General features: G+C 65.5%; 23 protein-coding genes. 18 read left to right on the forward strand and 5 right to left on the reverse strand.

Going from position 1 to position 22,632, the window contains the following annotated elements:
- From MB818_RS10875 to MB818_RS10900, 6 genes are all read left to right on the forward strand, one after another.
- Positions 1-972, forward strand: coding sequence for a nuclear transport factor 2 family protein (locus MB818_RS10875; protein WP_234139711.1), 972 nt, complete (start codon positions 1-3; stop codon positions 970-972).
- Positions 969-1,940, forward strand: coding sequence for an adenylate/guanylate cyclase domain-containing protein (locus MB818_RS22060; RefSeq protein WP_234139710.1), 972 nt, complete (start codon positions 969-971; stop codon positions 1,938-1,940). The genes MB818_RS10875 and MB818_RS22060 overlap by 4 nt, the downstream gene beginning before the upstream one ends.
- A 226-nt stretch (positions 1,941-2,166) precedes the next feature.
- Positions 2,167-3,135 (forward strand): adenylate/guanylate cyclase domain-containing protein, encoded by a 969-nt coding sequence (locus MB818_RS10885; protein ID WP_238905077.1) that lies wholly within the window; start codon positions 2,167-2,169, stop codon positions 3,133-3,135.
- Positions 3,132-4,106, forward strand: coding sequence for an adenylate/guanylate cyclase domain-containing protein (locus tag MB818_RS10890; protein ID WP_234139708.1), 975 nt, complete (start codon positions 3,132-3,134; stop codon positions 4,104-4,106). The genes MB818_RS10885 and MB818_RS10890 overlap by 4 nt, the downstream gene beginning before the upstream one ends.
- On the forward strand, positions 4,103-5,065 hold the full coding sequence (locus tag MB818_RS10895) for a nuclear transport factor 2 family protein (RefSeq protein ID WP_238905079.1): 963 nt from the start codon (positions 4,103-4,105) through the stop codon (positions 5,063-5,065). Before MB818_RS10890 ends, MB818_RS10895 begins: the two co-directional genes overlap by 4 nt.
- Positions 5,066-5,079: 14 nt before the next feature.
- Positions 5,080-6,252 (forward strand): M24 family metallopeptidase, encoded by a 1,173-nt coding sequence (locus MB818_RS10900; protein WP_238905081.1) that lies wholly within the window; start codon positions 5,080-5,082, stop codon positions 6,250-6,252.
- Positions 6,253-6,258: 6 nt separating this feature from the next.
- Here the strand turns inward: MB818_RS10900 and MB818_RS10905 are convergent, their stop codons facing one another.
- From MB818_RS10905 to MB818_RS10920, 4 genes are all read right to left on the reverse strand, one after another.
- Positions 6,259-6,708, reverse strand: a complete 450-nt coding sequence (locus MB818_RS10905) for a hypothetical protein (protein WP_238905083.1) — start codon at positions 6,706-6,708, stop codon at positions 6,259-6,261.
- On the reverse strand, positions 6,705-7,772 hold the full coding sequence (locus MB818_RS10910; protein WP_238905084.1) for an agmatine deiminase family protein: 1,068 nt from the start codon (positions 7,770-7,772) through the stop codon (positions 6,705-6,707). Before MB818_RS10910 ends, MB818_RS10905 begins: the two co-directional genes overlap by 4 nt.
- Positions 7,773-7,863: 91 nt before the next feature.
- Positions 7,864-8,343, reverse strand: coding sequence for a tRNA (N6-threonylcarbamoyladenosine(37)-N6)-methyltransferase TrmO (gene tsaA, locus MB818_RS10915; RefSeq protein ID WP_234139703.1), 480 nt, complete (start codon positions 8,341-8,343; stop codon positions 7,864-7,866).
- Position 8,344: 1 nt separating this feature from the next.
- Positions 8,345-8,809 carry a nucleoside deaminase gene (locus tag MB818_RS10920; protein WP_234139702.1) on the reverse strand — a complete coding sequence of 155 codons (465 nt, stop codon included), beginning with the start codon at positions 8,807-8,809 and terminating at the stop codon, positions 8,345-8,347.
- 61 nt (positions 8,810-8,870) lie between these two features.
- Between MB818_RS10920 and MB818_RS10925 the strand changes: the two genes are divergently transcribed.
- The 7 genes from MB818_RS10925 to MB818_RS10955 all read left to right on the forward strand — a co-directional run bounded on the left by MB818_RS10925 (position 8,871) and on the right by MB818_RS10955 (position 15,963).
- Entirely contained in the window at positions 8,871-9,875 is a 1,005-nt protein-coding gene (locus MB818_RS10925) for a pseudouridine synthase (RefSeq protein ID WP_238905086.1), read from the forward strand.
- A gap of 176 nt (positions 9,876-10,051) precedes the next feature.
- Positions 10,052-10,951 (forward strand): 5-bromo-4-chloroindolyl phosphate hydrolysis family protein, encoded by a 900-nt coding sequence (locus MB818_RS10930; protein ID WP_238905087.1) that lies wholly within the window; start codon positions 10,052-10,054, stop codon positions 10,949-10,951.
- 25 nt (positions 10,952-10,976) lie between these two features.
- Positions 10,977-12,167, forward strand: coding sequence for a toxic anion resistance protein (locus MB818_RS10935; RefSeq protein ID WP_234163426.1), 1,191 nt, complete (start codon positions 10,977-10,979; stop codon positions 12,165-12,167).
- Positions 12,127-13,134: a DUF2927 domain-containing protein gene (locus MB818_RS10940; protein WP_234139698.1), complete on the forward strand. Its 1,008-nt coding sequence runs from the start codon at positions 12,127-12,129 to the stop codon at positions 13,132-13,134. Before MB818_RS10935 ends, MB818_RS10940 begins: the two co-directional genes overlap by 41 nt.
- 27 nt (positions 13,135-13,161) lie before the next feature.
- Positions 13,162-14,280 (forward strand): SPFH domain-containing protein, encoded by a 1,119-nt coding sequence (locus tag MB818_RS10945; protein ID WP_234144743.1) that lies wholly within the window; start codon positions 13,162-13,164, stop codon positions 14,278-14,280.
- 63 nt (positions 14,281-14,343) lie between these two features.
- Positions 14,344-14,832, forward strand: a complete 489-nt coding sequence (locus MB818_RS10950; protein ID WP_234144742.1) for a cytochrome b — start codon at positions 14,344-14,346, stop codon at positions 14,830-14,832.
- A 3-nt stretch (positions 14,833-14,835) separates the two neighbouring features.
- On the forward strand, positions 14,836-15,963 hold the full coding sequence (locus MB818_RS10955; RefSeq protein WP_234144741.1) for a TFIIB-type zinc finger domain-containing protein: 1,128 nt from the start codon (positions 14,836-14,838) through the stop codon (positions 15,961-15,963).
- Positions 15,964-16,080: 117 nt separating this feature from the next.
- Here MB818_RS10955 and MB818_RS10960 read toward each other — a convergent pair whose 3' ends face one another.
- Entirely contained in the window at positions 16,081-16,500 is a 420-nt protein-coding gene (locus tag MB818_RS10960) for an Hsp20/alpha crystallin family protein (protein ID WP_234139694.1), read from the reverse strand.
- 140 nt (positions 16,501-16,640) lie between these two features.
- On the opposite strand from MB818_RS10960, the gene MB818_RS10965 reads away from it, so the two are divergent.
- From MB818_RS10965 to MB818_RS10985, 5 genes are all read left to right on the forward strand, one after another.
- The gene (locus tag MB818_RS10965; RefSeq protein ID WP_234144740.1) at positions 16,641-17,309 is read left to right on the forward strand and encodes a nitroreductase; all 669 of its coding nucleotides are present in this window, start codon (positions 16,641-16,643) and stop codon (positions 17,307-17,309) included.
- A gap of 9 nt (positions 17,310-17,318) precedes the next feature.
- Positions 17,319-17,756: a D-aminoacyl-tRNA deacylase gene (gene dtd / locus MB818_RS10970; RefSeq protein ID WP_238905089.1), complete on the forward strand. Its 438-nt coding sequence runs from the start codon at positions 17,319-17,321 to the stop codon at positions 17,754-17,756.
- Positions 17,753-18,859 (forward strand): glycerate kinase type-2 family protein, encoded by a 1,107-nt coding sequence (locus tag MB818_RS10975; RefSeq protein WP_238905091.1) that lies wholly within the window; start codon positions 17,753-17,755, stop codon positions 18,857-18,859. The genes dtd and MB818_RS10975 overlap by 4 nt, the downstream gene beginning before the upstream one ends.
- A gap of 50 nt (positions 18,860-18,909) precedes the next feature.
- The gene (locus MB818_RS10980) at positions 18,910-20,904 is read left to right on the forward strand and encodes a CocE/NonD family hydrolase (RefSeq protein WP_238905093.1); all 1,995 of its coding nucleotides are present in this window, start codon (positions 18,910-18,912) and stop codon (positions 20,902-20,904) included.
- A gap of 125 nt (positions 20,905-21,029) precedes the next feature.
- Positions 21,030-22,613 carry an ABC transporter substrate-binding protein gene (locus MB818_RS10985; RefSeq protein WP_234139689.1) on the forward strand — a complete coding sequence of 528 codons (1,584 nt, stop codon included), beginning with the start codon at positions 21,030-21,032 and terminating at the stop codon, positions 22,611-22,613.
- The last annotated feature ends 19 nt before the right edge of the window (positions 22,614-22,632 follow it).

The raw sequence follows: 22,632 nt of genomic DNA on the forward strand, positions 1-22,632 counted from the left end.
ATGGCCGCCATCACCCCCTCGCCCGAGCTTGGTGCCATCGTCCGCCGATGGCTGCGGTCCTATGCGTCGGGGGACAACGTGACCGTGACCAACCTGTTCTCGGACGATCCGGCGCTGGGTTACATTGGTTCGTCCCATGGGGAGATCTGGCGCGGCGACACACTGCGCCGGGGCATGGCACGCTATATGCAGGACATCCCCAGCTTTGCCTGGGACCGGGACGAGTTTCGCGGTTTCGAATGCGGTGAACTGGGCTGGGTCGAATGGTTCGGTGAAAGGGTGTCGCTGGATACCGGCAAGGAGATCACCTTTCGCTCCACCTTTGTGCTGCACCTGGAACAGGGCGTCTGGCGGATCGTGCATGTGCACAACTCGAACCCGGTCTCGAACATGGAGGCGCTGGGATACGAATCGCGCGGCTTCGAGGACCTGCTCGAAGCCGCACTTGCCACCCCCGCCGAGTTCACGCGCACAGGCCTTGCAACGATCATGTTCACCGACATCGCGGACAGTTCGGTGCTGGCCGAAACCCTGGGCGACACCAGCTGGTCGGTCGCGGTCAGCAGGCACCTGAAACAGGTCGAAGTCATCGTGACAGATCATGGTGGCACACTGGTCAAGACGCTGGGTGACGGCACCATGTCGGCCTTCGCCTCGGCCTCGGGCGCGCTGACGGCGGCCGCAGAGCTGCAACGGACCATCTCCGCCAGCGAGGACGAGCCGCAGTTGCGCATCCGGGTCGGCCTGCACACGGGCGATCTGGTCGAACAGGACGGCGACATGTTCGGAACCGTCGTCAACAAGGCCGCACGGGTCGCCGCACTGACCGCACCCGGAGAAATCTGTCTGTCGGACGCCACCCGCATCATGGTCGGTGGCGCCCGGAGGTTCCGGTTCTCGCCGCCTGTCGAAGTCGCCCTGAAGGGACTGGACGGGCGGCATGTGACCCACAGGCTGGAGTGGCGGGAGTGAGCGTGTCGATCCAGCCCAGCCCCGAGATTGCCGCCATCGCACGGCGCTGGCACGAAGCCTATGCCGGCGGTGACAGCGCCACGATGGTTAACCTGCTGACGGACGACGCGCTTTTGTATTACGTCGGCACCGCCCCCGAAGAAATCGGCCGGGGGCCAGAGTTCCGGCATGCCTTTGGCCGGTTCGTCGAGGCGCATCCCCCGATGCGCCTGCGCTTCACTTCGATCGACGGTTTTGCCTGTGGCCCGGCGGGCTGGTCGATCACGGTGCACGAGGCCGAGGCACCCGATGGGACCGCCGCCGAGGTGCGCACAACCCTGATCTTTCACCTGCAACAGGGCCAGTGGCGCATCGCGCATGTCCATAACTCGATCCCGCGAACCAATACCGAAGGTCTGGGGCGAGAGCTTGCGCGCTTCGACGACCTGTTGGACGCCGCCCTGTCCGGGACCGAGACACCGGACCGAACCGGGCTGGCAACGATCATGTTCACCGATATCGCCGACAGCACTGCCATCGCGGTCGCCCTGGGCGACGCGCCGTGGTCGAAAGCGGTCAAGGCCCATATCGGCAAGATGAGGCAGCTGGTCGAGGGTCTGGGCGGGACATTGATCAAGTCACTTGGCGACGGCACCATGTCCAGCTTTCCCTCGGCCCGCGCCGCGCTGTCGGCCGCCACAGCCGCCCAAACGGCAATGGCCGCGGCCGAGAGCGAACCCCGGCTGCGTATCCGCATCGGCCTGCATACCGGAGACCTGATCGCCGGCGACAGTGACGTTTTCGGCACCGTGGTCAACAAGGCTGCCCGCATCGCCGCCCTTGCCGGGCCGGGGGAAATCCGGGTCTCGGATGCCACCCGGCTGATGGTCGGCGACAGCGGCGGTTTTGTCTTTGCCAATCCCGCCGCCGTGGCCCTGCGCGGGCTTGAGGGAGACCACCTGACCCATCTGCTGGAGTGGCGAGACTAACCGAACAGTTCTTCCAACCTGCCTTCTTCACCCCGAGGACTGCTGCGCAGGCTGAAAGACTTCGATGGTGAAAACTACATGAATGTTTCCTGCCCCTTGCATGTTTCTCGTCGGCCCGAACCCGGCACCCGGGCTGCCCAGCACGCATTCAAGAGATTGCGGGAAAGCCGCCGGAGGCTTTAGAAAGAAAACAGTTGTCCCTTTTTCCGCCGGCCGGAGGCTCTGCATGCCCGACCGCTACCAGAATTCGCCAGAACTCGCCGCCATTACCAGGCGGTTTCTTCAGTGCACGGCCCGGCGCGACGGATCTACCAGCGGACTATTCTCACAAAGCAGCGCGCTGCTCTACCTTGGATCCGCCGAAGGCGAGTTGTTCACCGGTGACATGCTGCGCAGGTTCTTTTCCGAAACCCGCGAAGAGCTTGCCGTCTTCCGCTACGAGGATATCGACATCCATGCATTCGAGCGGGATGTCATGGGCTGGTCGATCTGGAGCGCAACAATGGTCACGCCGGATACGGACACAAAAATCCAATTCCGGGGCACCATCGTTTTCGGCCTCGAAGAGGCCCAGTGGAAAATCGTTCATTTACACAACTCGAACCCGGTCCCAAACGCCACCTCGCTGGGGTACGATCCGGGCAACTTTGACGAGATCGCAAAGGCCGCCGCGCGCGACCGGCCAAACCTCGGACAAGCCGGGCTGGCCACGATCATGTTCACCGACATCGCCGACAGCACAGTGATCACGGAAACCATCGGCGATGCGGCGTGGAGCGATCTGGTTCAGAACCATGTGCATGAGATCAAGACAATCGTAACCCGGCATAAGGGCGAGCTCGTCAAGACACTTGGGGACGGTACCATGTCGGCCTTTCACGGTGCCAGTCCCGCGCTGATGGCGGCTCAGGCGATCCAGGAGCGGATGGCCGAGCGCGAAACGGAACCTCCCCTCCACGTGCGTATCGGAGTGCACAGCGGACAGGTCACCGAGGCCAGCGGCGATTTCTTCGGCTTGGTGGTGAACAAGGCCGCGCGGATCGCAGGCCTCGCGCAACCCGGCGACATCCGGCTGTCGGACGCGACCCGCATCCTGGTCGGCGGCCGCGAATTTCGCTTTGCCGACCCGGTCACCACGCCGCTCAAGGGGCTCGCGGGCGAACATGTCATCCACCGGCTGGAGTGGCGCGGATGAGTGGCGTGGTCGCCTCTCCCGAACTGCTGGCCATTGCTCGGCGCTGGATCGACGCGATTCCCAACAGGCGGCCAAACGATCTGCGCAACCTGCTGACCGAACGCGAATACCTGCGCTTTGTCGGAACCGGAGAGAACGAGATCTGGGCCGGCCCATCGGTACGCGAGGGGATCGGAGATTTCTTCGGGGACATTCCCGATCTGATCAGACATGACGAGACCTTTGCCGAAGCTTACGAACACAACGGCACCGGCTGGGCCTGCATGAGTCATGAACTGGTTTTTGCCCCTCAGCCCGACCGGGTGTTCCAGATCCGTTCGACCCTGATCTTCACGCTCGAGGACGGCGCGTGGAAGATCGTGCATCGCCATGGATCGGTCCCGATCCCGAACATGGAGTTCACCGGTGCCGCACAGACGGCCATCGCCGATCTGGTCGCCGCCGCGAAACAGGGGTTCTCGCTGGATCAGCGCGAGGGCTTCGCCTCGGTCATGTTCACCGACATCGTCAATTCCTCGCGCCTCGCCTCGGCCATGGGCGACCGGCTGTGGTCATCCGAGGTGGCCCATCATTTCAAGACGCTGCGCGAGATCATCGAGGCGCGGGGCGGACAGTTCGTCAAATCGCTGGGCGATGGCACCATGTCGAGCTTTCCCTCACCCGAACAGGGATTGCGCGCCGCGCAGGCCATATTGCGCGCGACCGAGGCCTCCGACGGCCCCGCCATCGCCCTGCGGATCGGCATTCATACCGGCGAGGTGATCCAGACCCGCGAGGATTTCTTTGGCACCGTGGTCAACAAGGCCGCCCGCATCGCCGCCGTCGCGGCACCGGGCGAGATCGTGATTTCCGGCGATACCCGCGACTTGACCGGCGCGGTGGAGGGCGTGGTCATTCACCCGCCGACAGACATCCCGCTCAAAGGTTTCGACGGCCTGCACCGGGTCCACCGGCTGGAGTGGCGGACATGATCCAGCGCTCGCCCGAGATCGAGGCCATCGTGCGCCGCTGGACCACCCTGATCCGCAGCCACAAGGTGGCCGACCTGCCGCATTACCTGTCGCAATCCGACGCGCTGGTATATATCGGCAGCGCCGCTGGCGAGCTTTGGCGTGGGCAGCTGGTGCGCGACGGCATCGCCGACCATCTGGCCGAGGTCCCCGATTTCATCGAAGAGGACATCGAGATCGAGGCCTATGAGCATGGTGAAACCGGCTGGGCCAGTTATCAGAGCCATTACACCTTTTCCAGCACCGGCAGCCGGGGCACGCATCGGGTGACCTTTGTCTTTGTGCTGGAACGCGGCACCTGGAAAATGGTGCAGCACCATATCTCGCAGGCCGACTCGAACCGCGACAAGCTGGGGATCGAACACACCGCCTTTCAACGCCTGATCGCGGCGGCGCAGGCCGGATCGCACCGGTTCGGCACCGGCGGGCTCGCCACCATCATGTTCACCGATATCGTCGACAGTTCCGCCCTGGCCGCAGCCATGGGCGATGCGGAATGGGTGCGCCTGATCGACGCTCATTTCCGCCGGGTCGAGGCAATCGTGACCGAGCATGGCGGGACGTTGGTCAAATCGCTGGGCGACGGCACAATGTCATCCTTTCAATCCGCCACCGGCGCAGTCCGCGCGGCCTCGGCCATTCGGGCCGGGACGCAAGGCTCGCGCCTTGCCCTGCGCATCGGCCTGCATACCGGCGAAGTGGTCGAAAACCGGGGCGATTTCTTTGGCATCGTGGTGAACAAGGCCGCCCGCATCGCCTCTTTTACCGGAGCGGGCGATATCCTGTTGTCTGACGCAACCCGCAACATGGTCGGGTCGAAGCATGATTTCGACTATTCCGATGCCATCGCTACCCCGCTCAAGGGGCTCGAGGGCGATCATGTCCTCTATCGCCTGACCGGGCGCCCGGAACCTCTGTAGGAAGGACCCTGCCAATGCCAGCCAGCGATTTCTCCACCACTGAATACGCCGACCGCCTGTCCCGCACCCGCGCCGCAATGGCGGCGGCTGGGGTCGAGACCCTTCTGGTCGCCGACCCGTCGAACATGGCCTGGCTTACCGGGTATGACGGCTGGAGCTTTTACGTGCCGCAGCTGGTCATCCTGCATGCCAGCGGCAACCCTCTCTGGTGGGGGCGGACGCAGGACAAGCCGGGGGCGGCGCAGACCACATGGCTGACACCCGAGGACCTGTTCGACTGGCCCGAGGAACATGTCCAGCATCCCGACCACCATCCCGTCGATGCCTTGGTGACCCTGCTGCGCGAGCGCGGCTGGACCCGGGCGCTGGGGGTCGAGATGGACAATTACTATTACTCGGCCAAGTCCCACGCGGTGCTCGAAGCCGCCTTTGGCCGCGATGCGCTGTCGGATGCGACCGGGCTGGTCAACTGGCAACGTGCGGTCAAGAGCTCCGCCGAACTGGACCTGATGCGCAAGGCAGGTGTGCTGACCGCGCACATGCATTCGGTCCTGCGCGACGGGTTCCGCGAGGGCCGCCCGAAACACGAGCTGGTGGCCGAGGTACAGGCGGCGGGCGTCGCAGGCCCCGATGGGCTGGCCGGAGATTACCCCGCCATCGCCCCCATCGCCCCTTCGGGGCTGGAGGCCTCGGCCTCGCATATCACCTGGAACGATCGGCCTCTGGCTCGGGGTGAGGCCACCTATTTCGAGATCTCGGGCTGCTATCATCGCTATCACTGCCCGGCCAGCCGCACGCTCTATCTGGGCGAGGTGCCCGCCGATATCCGCCGTGCCGAAGAGGCGATCCTGACCGCCATCGACGACACCATGACCCGTGCCCGACCCGGCGTGACCTGCGAGGAGGTGGCGGCCTGCGTCTACGACAGCTTTGCGCGGGCGGGATACGTCAAAGGCAACCGCACCGGCTATCCCATCGGCCTTTCCTATCCGCCCGACTGGGGCGAGCGCACCATGAGCCTGCGGCCCGGCGATACCACGCCGCTGGCCGAGAACATGACCTTTCACCTCATGCCCGGCCTCTGGACCCCGGACTGGGGCGTAGCGATCACGGAAAGCTTTATCATCACGCCCGAGGGCGGCAAATGCCTGGCCGATATCCCGCGCGGGATCGTGGTCAGGGGCTGACCCGGCTCAGTCGCAGGCAGGTATTTCGGCGCAGGTCGAGGCCCGGAACCGCGCCAGCAGGGCGGCGGTTTCCTCGGTTTCGCCCCCCTGCGACTCGTCAGAGCAGAGATAGGTCCGGTGTGGTTCGAAGAGGTCCAGGAACGATGTCTCCCAGCCCTCGCTGACGCTCAGCATCTGTTCGGCAGAATATAGAAGGTGGTCGACAAAGGCGGAATAGGCGCCACCCCGATCCGAATGGAGCAGTCGGCACTCGTCTGCGGGCGCAGCAAAATCGGGCAGCGTCGCGGCCAGTGCCAGATGGGCACGGAACGCCTCGCGCGCGGATTGCTGGCGTTGCAGGCGGTCGGCCTCGTCAAGCTGGATCTTGACCCCGATCAGCGCCGCCAACGCGAGTGCGGCGGTGGCCATGGCCGCCAATGCCTCGATCGAGGCCGCGTGTCGCGAAAACCAACTCATGTGGCGGGCATCTGCTGGGTGGCGCAATGGATGCCGCCGCCCATCTCGCCCAGCGGATCGACGTTCAGCGTGACGACCTCGCGCCCGGGATAGTGACGCGCCAGCGCCCGTGCGGCGATGCGGTCGGTCTCGGCATCGCCGAACTCGGCCGCGATCACGGCGCCGTTGCAGACGTAGTAGTTGGCGTAAGAGGCGACAAAGTCGATGCTCTTGACCCGCCGCCGGTGCGGTTCGGGAAGGACCTCGACCTTCAGGCCTGCCGCCACCAGCGCGTCATGGGTATCGAGCGCCGCCCGGTGGAACGGGTCGTCCATGTCAGGATCGTCGGGCAGGTTGATCAGCACCCGCCCCGGCCCGGTGAACCGGGCCAGGCTGTCGATATGGTAATCGGTGATATCCTCGCCCAAGACGCCCGGCGCCCAGATCATCCGTTGCGCCCCATAGGCGCGCAACAGCCGCGCCTCGATCTCGGCCCGCGACAGGCCGGAATTGCGGTTGTCGTTCACCCAAGAGCTTTCATGCGCCAAAAGAAGGCCATGGCCGTCCTGCTCGACCCCGCCCGCCTCGCCCCGCAATCCGGCGGGCAGCAGCGGCAGACCAAGGCGTTGCGCCACCTGCTCGGCGATGCGCGCGTCGCGGCGATGCACCTGCTTGCGGCCCCAGCCGTTGAACTGGATATGGCTGACCGCCAGCCCGCCCCGCCCGTCCAGTGCAAAGAGCGGCCCGGCATCGCGGCACCACAGATCCTCGGTCGGGATGTCCCAGAGCGCGACCTTGTCCGACAGCTTTCTGCGGGCGCCCGCGTGATCCTCGGCGGCGGCCAGCATCACGACCGGTTCGAACGCGACAATCGCATTGGCGATATCGGCAATGGTCTGCTGCGCCATGTGCAGAAAGACCGGATCGGGATGCACCCGGCGATTGACCGGCCACTGCATGAAGGTCCGATCATGCCGCGCCTCTTCGGGCGGCACATGAAACCCGGCCCCCGCCGCACCTGCCTGTCCCGCCATCCCCATCAACCCAAACGCGCCCCCTGCCCGCAGGATATCTCTTCTGCGCATCGTGTCGCCTTTCGCATGCCCTGATCTTGATTAGCGTCAGATGTGGATTTCACCAAGCTTTGATGCCCGCAGAGCGCTGACGACGGCGCGCTCAGCCCTGTACGGTTTCTTTCGGCGGCGCCTTGGGCGTGAACTCGCACCGGTTGGGCTTGATGTCGATCAGCGGCGTGCCGTCCAGGCAATCGAGGCCGCGCACCACCAGCGTGGTACCCTCCACCCGCTCCAGCCGCACACGTGACAGGCCGATCGGGTTGGGCCGCTGCGGCGAGCGCAGGGCGAATGTGCCGAACAGCTTGCCATCGCTCTTGGGGTTCTGGGTGACCAGGTCGCGGCGGCTCTTGTCCAGCCAGTAGAGCACGTCGAGGCGTTCATACACGTCGATCCCGCGCAAAGCAGGCGCCCAGCGCGCATCCAGCTCGATCCGGCATTCCGGCCCGTCCTCGCGCCCTTGCCGGGGACAGTCCTTGCGGTCGGTCCAGGGGGTACGGATGCGGCCGATGAAATAGACGCCCGCGTCGGTGGCCTCGGGCAGTTCCGTTACCTCTTCGCCCTCGCGAAACCTGAATTCCATCTCACTCCGCTCCCTTGTCCCGCCGTTCGGCGAAAAACCCGCGCAACAGCTCCGCCGCTTCCTCTCCGCCGATGCCGTCATAGACCTCGGGCGCGTGATGGGCCTGGCTGTGAGAAAACACCCGCGCCCCATGCGCCACCCCGCCCGATTTCGGATCCGCCGCGCCATAATACACTCGCCGGATGCGCGCCGCAGCCAGCGCCGCCGCGCACATGGCACACGGCTCCAGCGTCACATAAAGGTCATGCCCCACCAACCGCTCGGACCCGGCGGCGGCGCAGGCCGCGCGCAGGGCCACGATCTCGGCATGCGCGGTGGGATCGCAGGTCTCGCGCGTGCGATTGCCGGCTGCGGCCACCACGCGCCCGTCGGGGGCCACGATCACCGCGCCCACCGGCACCTCGCCACGCGCGGCGGCCGCGCGCGCCTCTGCCAGCGCCTGATCCATATGCGATCTGAAAACCATGCCCGACCCTGCCCCGATCATCCATCTTCCGCAAGCGCGGCAAATGGTCTATTGCGCGAGCATGAGCAACACCCCTCCCCCCGGCGAACGCATCGCCAAGATCCTGTCGCGCGCGGGCGTCGCCTCGCGCCGCGAGGCCGAACGCATGATCGAGGCCGGCCGCGTCGCGGTCAACGGCAAGGTGATCGACAGCCCGGCGCTGAACGTGACCGAGCGCGACCGCGTGACGGTCGATGGCGCGCCGCTGGCCGCCGCCGAACCGGCGCGGCTGTGGCTCTATCACAAGCCCACAGGGCTGGTGACCACGGCGCGCGACGAAAAGGGGCGCAAGACCATTTTCGACGACCTGCCCGAGGAGATGCCCCGGGTGATGAGCGTGGGCCGTCTCGACCTCAATTCCGAGGGGCTGTTGCTGCTGACCAATGACGGCGCCATCAAGCGGCAGCTCGAACTGCCCTCGACCGGATGGCTGCGCAAATACCGGGTGCGGATCAAGGGTACGCCCAAGGACGAGGATTTCGCGCCGCTGCGCCAGGGCCTGGTGATTGAGGGCGAGCGGTTCCAGCCGATGATCGTGACGCTCGACCGTCAGCAGGGCGCAAATGCCTGGCTGACCGTTGGCCTGCGCGAAGGCAAGAACCGCGAGATCCGCCGCGCGATGGAGGATATCGGGCTGGTGGTGAACCGGCTGATCCGGGTCTCCTATGGTCCGTTCCAGCTGGGCACCCTTGCACCGGGCAAGGTCGAGGAGGTGCGCCGTCGCGTGCTGCGTGACCAGTTGGGGCTGGATGCCGAGGACAAGCCGACCGACGAACGCCCCGCCCGGCCTCAACGCCAGCGCAAGCCGGGGGCGTCAACACAAGCGCCTTCTCGCGGAGGCTCTTCGGCAAAGGGTCGCGCGAGTGGCCTCCCAAAGCCCCGCGGCGAAGGGACAGGCAAACCGCGCGCGACCGGGGCGGCCAAACCCGGCACAGGACGGCGCAACGCGGGCCCCGGCGCCCGGCCTGCCGCAAAACCGGGCGGCAAACCGCCCAGGCGCCCGGGCGGCGGCAAACCGCGTTCCTGAGCCGCAGTTCGTAACCTTCCCCCTAGCAAGCCCGCGCCGCATCGCCTAGATTCGCGTCGATAGCCGCTCGGAGGGGAAACCATTGTCGCAGACCGGTGTGCAGAAACTGGCCTATGCCGCGCTGTTGGTGCTGCTCTTCGGGGTGAGTACCGGCTGGCTGGGAGGGCTCTGACCCGATGGCACGACGGTACGGTGGCAAATTCAGCCCCGAGGCAGAGCAACCGAGCGAACCGGCCCCGCGCGGCCAGTTCGACGGCGCCCGGGTCGATCCGGCGGGTGCCCGCGCCAACGCGCTGTTCGTGCCCGCGATCCCGCTGGTCTTTACCTCGCTCAACGATGGCGCCATCGGGCTGGTTCTGGGGCTCGGCGCAGCCGGTCTGTGGACCGGGGCGGCGCTGCTCTTGCGCGAAGGTCTGAGGGCCGAGGCCGCCTATCACGCGCGCCGGGTCGCACGCCGCCCGGCGATCCCTCGCAAGCTGTTCGCCACCGCGCTGACCGGTCTCGGCACAGCGCTTGCTGTCTATAAATCCGGGATGATGGCTGGCGAAGCGTCGATCCTGGCAGGTGTGCTGTTCGGGGTCGCGGCCTCGGCGTTGCATCTTCTGGCCTTTGGCGCCGATCCGATGCGCGACAAGGGGATGGAGGGGGTCGACACCTTTCAACAGGACCGGGTCGCGCGTGCCGTGGGCGAGGCCGAGCGGATGCTGAGCGAGATGTCCGACGCGATCCGTCGCGCCGGTGATCGGCAACTGGACGCACGGGTCGAGAGGTTTCAGGCCACCGCGCGCGAACTTTTTCGCACCGTCGAAGAGGACCCACGCGATCTGACCGGCGCCCGCAAATACCTCACCGTCTACCTGCGCGGTGCCCGCGATGCGACGGTGAAATTCGCCGATATCCACGCCCGCACCCGCGATGCCAGCGCGCGCGCCGACTATCTGGCCCTGCTCGACGATCTGGAGCAGAACTTTACCGCCCGCACCCGCAAGATGCTGCTGGATGACCGCAGCGATCTGACCGTTGAAATCGACGTGCTGCGCGACCGCTTGCAGCGCGAAGGCGTCCGGCTCGACTGACCGGACCAACCCGAAAGGAACCCCGATGTCCGACAGCATTCAGAAGAAAGCGGCCGAGGCGGTTGGCCTGGTCGAGGAAGTGACCGCCGTCACCCTGCCCGAACCCCGCGCCGAAGTTGTACCGCTGGCCGAAGCCGACGAACCGGTCGGAACCGAGATCCGGCGCCGCATGGGCGAGATCGACATGGGCGACACCAATTCGATCGTGCGTTTCGGATCCGGCGCGCAGGCCGAGTTGCAGGAGATCAGCCAGGCCATGCTGGCCGATGTCCGCAACAAGGATGTGGGACCGGCAGGTGACAGCCTGCGCAGCATCGTCACCACCATTCGCGGCTTCTCGGTGAGCGAACTGGACGTGCGCCGCGAACGCAGCTGGTGGGAAAGGCTGATCGGCCGTGCCGCCCCCTTTGCCAAGTTCACTGCCCGGTTCGAAGAGGTCCAGGCCCAGATCGACAAGATCACCGACAACCTGCTGGGCCACGAACACACACTGCTGAAGGATATCAAGTCGCTCGACCTGCTCTATGAAAAGACGCTGCGGTTCTACGACGAACTGGCGCTTTACATCGCGGCGGGCGAGGAAAAGCTGACCGAATTGGACAGCCAGGACATCCCGGCACTGGCCGCCGCTGTCGATGCCGCCCCCGAAGGCGAACAGGTGATGAAGGCGCAGGAGCTGCGCGACCTGCGCGCCGCCCGCGACGATCTGGAACGCCGGGTGCATGACCTGAAACTGACCCGCCAGGTGACGATGCAATCGCTGCCCTCGATCCGACTGGTGCAGGAAAACGACAAATCGCTGGTGACCAAGATCAACTCGACCCTGGTCAATACCGTGCCGCTCTGGGAAACCCAGTTGGCGCAAGCGGTCACCATCCAGCGCAGCGCCGAGGCCGCTGCCGCGGTGCGCGACGCCAACGACCTGACCAACGAGCTTCTGACCTCGAACGCCGCCAACCTGCGCGAAAGCAACAAGCTGATCCGGCAAGAGATGGAGCGCGGTGTTTTCGACATCGAAGCGGTGAAAAAGGCCAATGCCGACCTGATCGGAACCATCCAGGAAAGCCTTCAGATCGCTGACGAGGGCAAGGCCAAGCGCGCGGCCGCCGAGGAAGAGCTCAAGAAGATGGAGGCCGAGCTGCGCGACACGCTGGCCGCCGCCCGCGCCCGCGCCGATGGCACCGGCGACACTGCCGGCACTGCGGTTCCGGGCTGATCGGGTGAGGACAGGCCGACGCATAGCCACAGCCTGCGCCGCCGGATGGGCGGCGCTTGCGCTGCTGGCGGGCTGCGAGATGCCGCCCAAGTCCTCGCCGGTGCCGCCGTCGCGTCCGGCGGACCTTGCCCCGGCGGGCGATCAGGTCACGCCGCGCTCTGCCGCCAGCGCCGATCTGGTCCGCTATTATTTGGCGGTCCAGAACGACCTGCTGACGCGCGGCCTGTTGCGCACCGACGGGGGCGGCCCCGACACGCCCTATGATGCCGAGGATCTGGAGCGCAACTTCATCAACATCGCCTTCTTCAACGAATATGACAGCGGCGCCGGTCTGCCTACCGGCGGCCGGTCGCAAGGCTTTCTCAGCCGCTGGCCCGGCCCGGTGAAGGTAGGGGTCGAGTTCGGTCCCTCGGTACCGCTCGACCAGCGCGCCAAGGACAAGGGCGCGGTCGAGAACTACGCCGCCCGGCTGGGTCGTCTGACCGGGCACCCGGTCTCGGCGGTGACGCGCGGCGCTAATTTCCACGTCTTCGTGGCCGGGCTGGATGACGGCCCCTTCGTGCAGGAGCGTCTGCGGCATCTGGTGCCAGGCATTCGCGACCAACAGCTTGACCTGTTCGTGAACCTGCCGCGCGATATCTATTGTTTCGTCTTCGCCGCCGCCGATCCCGACCGGCCTTATGGCTATATGCGGGCGGTGGCGCTGATCCGGGCCGAACATCCCGACCTGGTGCGGCTCAGCTGCGTGCACGAGGAGATGGCCCAGGGTCTGGGGCTGGCCAATGACAGCCCGGCGGCACGCCCGTCGATCTTCAACGACGATGACGAATTTGCCCTGCTCACCGATCAGGACGAGAAACTCTTGTCCATGCTCTATGATCCGCGCCTGACGCCGGGCATGAGCGCCGAAGAAGCCCGCCCGGTGATCCGCATCATCGCGCGAGAGAAACTGGGGCTGTCGCTCTGACCCCCACTTGAGAAAGGACCACTCGACATGGGTATATTCGATTTCCTGTCCGGCCAGTTCATCGACGTCATCCACTGGACCGATGACACCCGCGACACGATGGTCTGGCGGTTCGAACGCGAGGGCCACGAGATCAAGTACGGCGCCAAGCTGACGGTACGCGAGGGGCAAGCGGCGGTGTTTGTCCACGAGGGGCAATTGGCGGATGTGTTCACGCCCGGGCTCTACATGCTCGAAACCAACAACATGCCGATCCTGACCACGCTGAACCATTGGGATCACGGGTTCAAATCGCCGTTCAAATCCGAGATCTATTTCGTCAACACGACCCGGTTCAACGACCTCAAATGGGGTACCAAGAACCCGATCATGCTGCGCGACCCGGAGTTCGGACCGACCCGTATTCGCGCCTTTGGCACCTATTCGGCTCGGGTCACCGACCCGGCGCGCTTCCTCTCCGAGATCGTCGGCACCGATGGCGAATTCACCATGGACGAGATCAGCTTCCAGATCCGCAACATCATCGTGCAGGAGTTCTCGCGGGTGATCGCGGGTTCGGGCATTCCGGTCCTGGACATGGCCGCCAACACCGCCGATCTGGGCAAGCTGATCGCGGCGCAGGTGGCGCTGCCACTTACTGAATACGGGCTGGAGATGCCCGAATTCTATATCGAGAATATCAGCCTGCCACCCGCGGTCGAGGCCGCGCTGGACAAGCGCACCTCGATGGGTCTGGCGGGTGACCTTGGCAAGTTCACCCAGTATTCGGCGGCCGAGGCGATGACGGCCGCCGCCTCCAACCCTGCCGGTGGTGGGATGGCCGCCGGCCTTGGCGCCGGCATGGGCATGGCCATGGCCCAGCAGATGGCCCAGCCCGGCCCCTGGGGCGCTGCCCCCGCTACGGCCGCGCCCGCTGCCCCCCCGCCGCCGCCTGTCGAACATGTCTGGCACATCGCGGTCGACGGGCAGACCTCGGGTCCGTTTTCCAAGGCCAAGATGGGCCGAATGGCAACCGAAGGCACTCTGACCCGTGAAACCTATGTCTGGACACCGGGTCAGGACGGATGGAAACGGGCCGAGGATGTACGCGAACTGGCTCAGCTTTTCACTGTTCTGCCGCCGCCGCCACCACCGCCCGGAGCGTGAAGCGACGGAAAGCACCGGCTGGTCCGTTGCATCCGGGCATGACTTGTCAGAGGAGCTTCTGAAATGACCTCACGCGCCGCCTACTCCCGTCTTCAGATCGCGCTGCACTGGGTCATCGCGATCCTGATCCTTGCCGCCTGGCTCACGCATGAGAACATGGGTCGCGCCCTGGAAAGCCGGATCAAGTCCGGCGCCACCGGGTTCGAGGGCAACACGCCGCATGTCTGGCTGGGCATCACGGTCTTTGTCCTCGTGCTGATCCGTATCGTGGTACGCCGCGTGCAGGGCGCCCCCGGCCCGCTGCCCGGCTCGACGCCATTGATGGAGATGGCCGCCACCTGGGGTCACCGCCTGCTCTATCTGCTGATGGTGCTGACGCCGGCCTTGGGCGCGGTGGCCTGGAACGCCCATTCCGAAACCGTGGGTGAGCTGCACGAGACGGTGGGAAGCGCCCTGATGCTGGTGGCGCTGGCACATGCGTTGGTTGCGATCTGGCATCAATATGTCAAAAAGGACGGAAGCTTGACCCGGATCACCAGACCACAGGGCTGAGGCATGACCGATCTCCCCCCGCTACCGCCCGGTGCCGCCCCGGCACCGGTGCAGGAACACCGCTTTCCCTGCGCCCAATGTGGCGCCGACTACCGGTTCAATCCGGGCGCGGGTACGCTGGTCTGCGACCATTGCGGCCATACCGAACCCATGAGTGGCAACCCGTGGAAGGGCGCCAGCCTGCGCGAGCTGGATTTCGAGGCCGCCATGGCAAAGGCCCTGCCCGAGGCCGAGATCGAGGAGACCCGCGTCCTCTCCTGCCCCAATTGCGCGGCGCAGGTGGAGTTCGATCCCGACACCCATGCCGCCGAATGCCCATTCTGCGCCACACCGGTGGTGACCGATACCGGCATCCATCGCCATATCAAACCGCGCGGCGTACTGCCCTTCTCTCTGGATGAACGCAGCGCCCACCAAGCCATGACCGACTGGCTGGGCCGTCTCTGGTTCGCACCGAACGGGTTGCGCGACTATGCCCGCAAGGGGCGCCGGATGCAGGGCATTTATGTGCCTTACTGGACCTTCGACGCCGACACCAAATCCAGCTACCGAGGCGAGCGCGGCACCATCTATTACGAGACCCGCACCATGGTGCGCGACGGCAAGACCGTGACCGAACAGGTACCCAAGATCCGCTGGTCACCGAAATCGGGCCGGGTGGCGCGGTTTTTCGACGACGTTCTGGTGCTCGCCTCGCGCTCGCTGCCGAAATCGCACACCGATGCGCTGGAACCCTGGGATCTGGCCGCGCTCGAACCCTACCGGCCCGAATATCTGGCCGGGTTCCGGGCCGAGGGCTATACCGTCGACCTCGCCGAGGCGCATGGAGAGGCGCGCGCGCAAATGGCCCGCGTCATCGAACGCGACGTGCGTTTCGATATCGGCGGCGACCAGCAACGCATCCATGCCATCGACACCACGGTGTCGGACGTGACTTTCAAGCATATCCTGCTGCCGGTATGGCTCGCCGCCTACAAGTACCGCGGCGCCACCTATCGGTTCGTGGTCAACGGGCGCACCGGGCGTGTTCAGGGCGAACGCCCCTGGTCGGCGATCAAGATCGTCATTGCCGTGACGCTCGGTCTTCTGATCGCGGTGGCGGTCGGCTACGTGATGGCTCTCAACCAGTAACGCCCCTCATTCCACTTGCCGAAAACATTCCCGCAGGAGGCCGAAGATTTTTCGTCGAAAAATCTTCGGCACCGCAAGGTCCGGCCCGCGCGCACCGCGTGGACCGGACCCACAGGGTCAACCGCGTGAGATCGCGATCTTCTGCGCCACGGCCGGGGCCTCCTTGGCCCGTTTGGGCACGCGGACATGCAGCACCCCGTCCTTCATCGTTGCCTCGGCCTTGCCACCTTCGGCATCCTCGGGAAGGCGGAACGAGCGGCGGAAAGCGCCGTATTGCCGCTCCGAGAAATACCAGGTGTCGCCCTTCTTCTCTTCATGGGTGCGCTTCTCGCCCCGGATGGTCACGACCCCGTTCTCCACAGACAGTTCGATATCGTCCTCGGACACGCCCGGCAGCTCCATGGCGATGTCATAGGCATTGTCATTGCCCGAGGCCTCTGTCGCGGGGCTGAGCCAATCCGCCAGCCGCGCACCGAAATTGCGGAACGGATCGTAAAGCGACGGCCAGAGGCCAGCGTGATCTGATTTTTCAACCATTGTCGGTCCTCCTTTGATGGTTTGAGCTGATTCTGACACAGCCGCCGTCGCGCCTCCTTGATCCGGCGCAAATTGCCCGCCGATCAGCTTGCGTCCGCCAATGCTCCCGGCCATTGTGCCGGCAAGAGGAGACCTGTCCGATGACCCTGACCGAGCTTGAAGCGCTGCTCAGCGCGCGCCACTCCTGCCGTGCCTTTCGCGCCGATCCGGTGCCGCGCGCCGAAATCGAGCGGATCGTCGCTGCCGCCTGCCGTGTACCCAGCTGGTGCAATGCGCAGCCCTGGCAGGTGACGCTGACCAGCGGGGCCGAGACCGATGCCTTTCGCGCCGCGCTGATGAACGAGGCCATGACCGGCACACCCGGACCCGACCTTGCCTTTCCCTCCGGTTATTCAGGCGTCTATCAGGATCGCCGCCGCACCTGTGGCTGGGCGCTTTATGAGGCGGTGGGCGTCGAAAAAGGGGATCGGGCCGGGTCGGCGGAACAGATGATGAAGAACTTCTCGCTGTTTGACGCACCCCATTGCGCCATCATCTCCAGCCCGGCCGAGCTGGGTGGCTATGGCGCGATGGATTGTGGCGGTTTTGTCGCGGCCTTTACCCTTGCCGCGCAAGCGCTGGGGGTGGCGACCATCCCGCAAGCCGCCGTGGCCTCGTATGCGCCGTTCCTGCACCGCTACTTCGACATCCCCGAGGATCGGCTGATCCTCTGCGCCATCTCCTTTGGCTATGCCGATACCGAACATCCGGCCAACAGCTTTCGCACCGAACGCGCCGCAGTCGACGAAATCGTCGACTGGCGCGGATAAGGTGTCGCGATGCGTGCCCTGATCCAGAGAGTCTCTCATGCCTCGGTCACTGTCGACGGTGCGGTGGTCGGGCAGACCGGGCCCGGCCTGCTGGTGCTGATCTGCGCCATGGCGGGCGATGGCGAGGCGCAAGCCGACCAGTTGGCCGCCAAGATCGCCAAGCTCCGCATCTTCAAGGATGCGGCGGGCAAGATGAATCGCTCGGTCCTGGATATCGGCGGTGGGGCGCTGGTAGTCAGCCAGTTCACCCTGGCCGCCGATACCCGCAGCGGCAACCGTCCGGGTTTCTCCAGCGCCGCCCCTCCTGCCGAGGGCGAGCGGCTTTACGAATACTTTGCCGCGCAACTGGCGGCGCAGGGAGTGCCGGTCGAAACCGGCCGGTTCGGCGCCGACATGAAGGTCGAACTGCTGAATGACGGGCCGGTCACCATCTGGATGGACATATGACACGGGCCTGCGAGCAGGCATTGGCGATATGGCAGGCCGGGGTCGATGCGGTTGGCGGCTATGCCGCCACCCGCGCCGCGCTGGGCGACCTGCCCCGCCCCGACCGGATCCTTGCGGTGGGCAAGGCCGCCGCCAGCATGGCGCGCGCGGCGCTCGACCACTTCGGACCGTTGCCCTGTCTGGTGGTCACCAAGGACGGCCATGGCGCCGAGCTGCCCGCCTCTGTCCAGTTGATCGAGGCCGCGCATCCGGTGCCCGACGCCCGCAGCCTGATGGCGGGCCGCGCCCTGCGGCAGGCGGTCGGGGCGATGACCGAGGGCAGTCACCTGCTGTTGCTGGTCTCGGGCGGCGCCTCCTCGCTGGCCGAGGACCTGGTGGCGGGTAAGACGCTGGACGATCTGGCGGCGCTCAACCGCGCGATACTGGCCGAAGGGCTGGACATCACCGCGATGAACGCCCGCAGGCGGCAGATTTCCCGGATCAAGGGCGGCGGACTGCTGGCCGGTTTCAAGGGCAAGCGCGCCGATGTGCTGGCGATCTCGGATGTGCCGGGCGACGACATGATGGTGATCGGCTCGGGCATCGGGGCGCTGCCTGATGCGTACGGTTTTGCCGCCAGCACACGCATCGTCGCCTCGAATTCGGTAGCACGGGCGGCGGCCTGCGATCATGCGCGCGTGCTGGGGTTGCAAGTTCTGGGCGACGAAGAGTCCCTGCATGACGATCTGGCGGCGCTGGCGATGCGGATCGGGGCACGGCTGCGGGCGATGCCCCGGGGTGTGCTGGTGCTGGGCGGAGAGCCGACCGTGGTCCTGCCGCCGAATCCGGGTCGGGGTGGTCGCAATCAGGCGCTGGCACTGGCCCTGGCCCGAGAGATCGCGGGTGACCCCGGACTGGTGGTTGTGGTCGGCGGCACGGATGGCACCGATGGTCCCACCGATGCGGCGGGCGCCATCGTCACCGGCCAGACCTGGGGCAAGGGCGCTGCCGAGGCGCTCACCGCAGCCGATAGCGGCAACTGGCTGGAACGGGTCGGGGCGCTGTTGGTCACCGGACCCACCGGCACAAACGTAATGGACCTTCTGGTCGCGCTTCGCACCTGAAACGTCGCAATCCAACCCCGCCTTCGGGCGACCGCCTGAGAGAGTTGCGCATGACGCAAAAGAACACCCTGCGCGAGATCGAAGAACTGGCCGATATGGGCATCACCCTGTCCGACGGTACCCGTCTGTCGGCCCGGGTCTGGCGCCCGGTCGATGCGGGTGACGATCCGGTGCCCGCGATCCTGGAATACCTGCCCTATCGCAAGCGCGATGGCACCTGCGCCCGCGACGCGCTGACCCATCCGTGGATGGCCAAGCGCGGCTATGCCTGCATACGCGTCGACATTCGCGGTAACGGCGACAGCCAAGGGCTGATGGAGGATGAATACACCCAACAGGAACTGGACGATGCCGTCGAGGTGATCCACTGGCTGGCCAAGCAACCCTGGTGCAGCGGCGCCGTTGGGATGATGGGGATCAGCTGGGGCGGGTTCAACTCGCTCCAGGTTGCCGCCATGCAGCCCGCGCCCCTCAAGGCGATCATCACGCTCTGTTCCACCGTCGACCGCTATGCGGACGATATCCATTTCAAGGGCGGGTGCCTGCTCAACGAAAATCTGGGTTGGGGGGCCACGATGTGGTGTTTCTCGTCCCGCCCGCCCGATCCGGCGCTGGTGGGCGATGCCTGGCGTGAGATGTGGCTGGAGCGTCTGCGGGCGCAACCCTTCCTGCCCGAGACCTGGTTGCGGCACCAGACACGCGACGAGTATTGGCAACATGGCTCGATCTGCGAGGATTTCGGCGCGGTCAAAACGCCCACGCTGGCCATCAGCGGCTGGGGCGACAGTTACATGAACACGGTGCCTCATCTGGTCGACAACCTGCAAACGGTGGTCAAGGGCATCAACGGGCCATGGATTCACAAATACCCACATTTCGCCATTCCCGGACCCCGGATCGGGTTCTTGCAAGAGGCGCTGCGCTGGTGGGATCGCTGGCTGAAGGGCATAGAGAACGGCGTCGAGGATGAGCCCGATTATCGCGCCTATGTGATGGACGGCATCGCGCCCGAAACCAAGAGCCTGTTCCGTCCCGGACGTTGGATCGCGGAACAGACGGGCTCGACCCGCCACCTCCCGATGGAAACCCTGCATATGAGCGATGACGGGCTGGGACCCAAAGGACCGCTGACCGCGCAGGTCAGCACCCCCTTGCACGCGGGCATGGATTGCGGCGAATACGGGTCGTTCTGGGCCGGGCCGGAATTGCCGGGCGACCAGCGGCTGGACGATGCGCTGTCGGTGACCTTCGACAGCGCCCCCCTGCCCCAGCGCATGGATATCGTCGGCGCCCCGCGCCTCCGGCTGCGGCTGAGCGCGGACAAACCGCAGGCGCAGATCGCGGTGCGGCTGAACCATGTGCTGCCCGATGGCACCTCGGCCCGGATCACCTGGGGCGTGCTGAACCTGACCCATCGCGACAGCCATGCGGCACCGCAGGCGCTGGAGCCAGGGCGGATCTATGACATCGCCTTCGACCTGGATCATATCGGATATCGCGTTCCCGCCGGGCACCGGCTCCGGGTGGCAATCTCGTCGTCATACTGGCCGATGATCTGGCCCTCGCCAGAGCGCACCTGCCTGACTCTGCACGAGGCTGCCATCGACCTGCCACAGCGGCCGGCAAGCGAGACGGACGAATGGGTCTTTCCGCCCGAAGATGCAGACCTGCCCTGGAAGATCCGCACCCTCCGCGAGGAGTCGAACATTCGACGCACCGAGATCGACAAGGCCACCGGCCATGTTCGGCTGAGCATTATCGACGACGCCGGGTTGGTCGAGGACATGGAGCATGGCGCGCGCTCTGGCACCATCGCGCGCGAGGACTGGGTGATTCACCCCGACGATCCGCTTTCGGCACGGGGCTGCTGCCACTGGACGGCGGAAACCGGGCGCGGCGATCTTTCTTTGCGCACCGAAACACGGTGCGAAATGTGGGCCGACGCAGGGTTTTTCCACCTCAAAGCCTCGGTTGAGGCCTATGAAAACGACATAAAGATACACGAAAACGTCAAGACCAGCCGCATCCCGCGCCACATGCTCTGACCGTCGGAGAGACCACCGCCAGACATTCCCGCTTGCCCGAAGGGGCGAAATACGCAAACCTTGATTCGTCAGTCAACAAAAACCGCGCTGTAAAAACGCGCGACCACTCAACAGGGGAGATTTAGATGAACGAACAACTCGAACATATGGCCGGACGGGTCACCGCCGGCAAGATGACCCGCCGCGAGTTCATGGGCAAGGCCGCCGCACTGGGCGTGTCGGCCGCCGTGGCCAGCTCGATCTTTGCACAGGCGGCCCAGGCCGCCGGCCCGAAAAAGGGTGGCGTGGTCAAGATCGGCTCGGTCGGCGGTGAATCGACCAACTCGCTCGACCCGGCGACCTATGCCAGCCAGGTGCCCTATCACAACGGCCGCCAGTTCGGCGATACGCTGGTCGAAGTGGCCGCAGACGGCTCGATCGAGCATCGTCTGGCCGAAAGCGTCGAGGCCAGCGCCGACGCCAAGACCTGGACCTTCAAGCTGCGTCAGGGCGTCGAATTCCACAATGGCAAGACCATGACCTCGGAAGACGTGCTGAAGACCATGCAGCGCCACTCCAACGAGGATTCGAAATCGGGTGCCCTTGGCATCATGAAGGGCATCGAGTCGATGAAGGCCGATGGCGAATACTTCTCGGTCACCCTGACCGATGCCAACGCCGACCTGCCCTATCTGATGGCCGACTATCACCTGATCATCCAGCCCGATGGCGGCATGGACGATCCGGGCGCGGGCATCGGCACCGGCCCCTATCAGGTCGAGGTGAACGAGCCCGGCGTGCGCCATGCCTACAAGAAATTCGCCAACTACTGGGGCGATGATGCGCATTTCGACGGGGTCGAAGTGCTGGTGATCAACGATGCCACCGCCCGGACCGCTGCGTTGCAGTCGGGCCAGGTGCACATGATCAACCGCGTCGAACCCAAGGTGGCGGGCCTCTTGAGCCGCGCGCCCAACCTGACCGTGCAATCGACCCCGGGCCGGGGCCACTATGTGTTCATCATGCATGTGGACAAGGCGCCGTTCGACAACAAGGACCTGCGCCTGGCACTGAAATACGCCATCAACCGCGAGGAGATGGTCGAGAAAATCCTGCGTGGCTATGGTTCGGTCGGCAACGACATGCCGATCAACGCGGCCTATCCGCTGTTCGACAGCTCGATCCCGCAGCGCGAGTTCGACTTGGAAAAAGCGGCCGAGCACTACAAGAAGTCGGGTCACGATGGCTCGCCCATCATCCTGCGTACCGCCGATGGCGCCTTCCCGGGTGCCGTGGACGCGGCGGCGCTGTTCCAGCAGACGGCGGCCCAGGCCGGCATCCCGCTGGAAATCAAGCGCGAGCCCAATGACGGCTACTGGTCCGAAGTCTGGAACGTGCAGCCCTTCTGCGCCTCGTATTGGGGTGGCCGTCCGGTGCAGGACCAGATGTATGCGACCGCCTATCTGTCGACCGCCGACTGGAACGACACCAAGTTCAAGAACGCCGATTTCGACGCCATGCTGATGGCCGCCCGCTCCGAGCTGGACCCGGCCAAGCGCAAGGAAATCTACTCGAAGATGGGCATGCTGCTGCGGGATGAGGGCGGCCTGATCTGCCCGATGTTCAACGATTTCGTCGACGCGGTCAGCAACACCCTGTCGGGCTGGGAAACCGACCCGAACGGCGAGCTGATGAACGGTCAGGTGACCCGCAAACTGTGGTTCTCGTGAGCCACCGGGACACGCAAAC

This window comes from Ruegeria alba (genome assembly GCF_022321465.1).
Lineage (GTDB): Bacteria > Pseudomonadota > Alphaproteobacteria > Rhodobacterales > Rhodobacteraceae > Ruegeria_B > Ruegeria_B alba.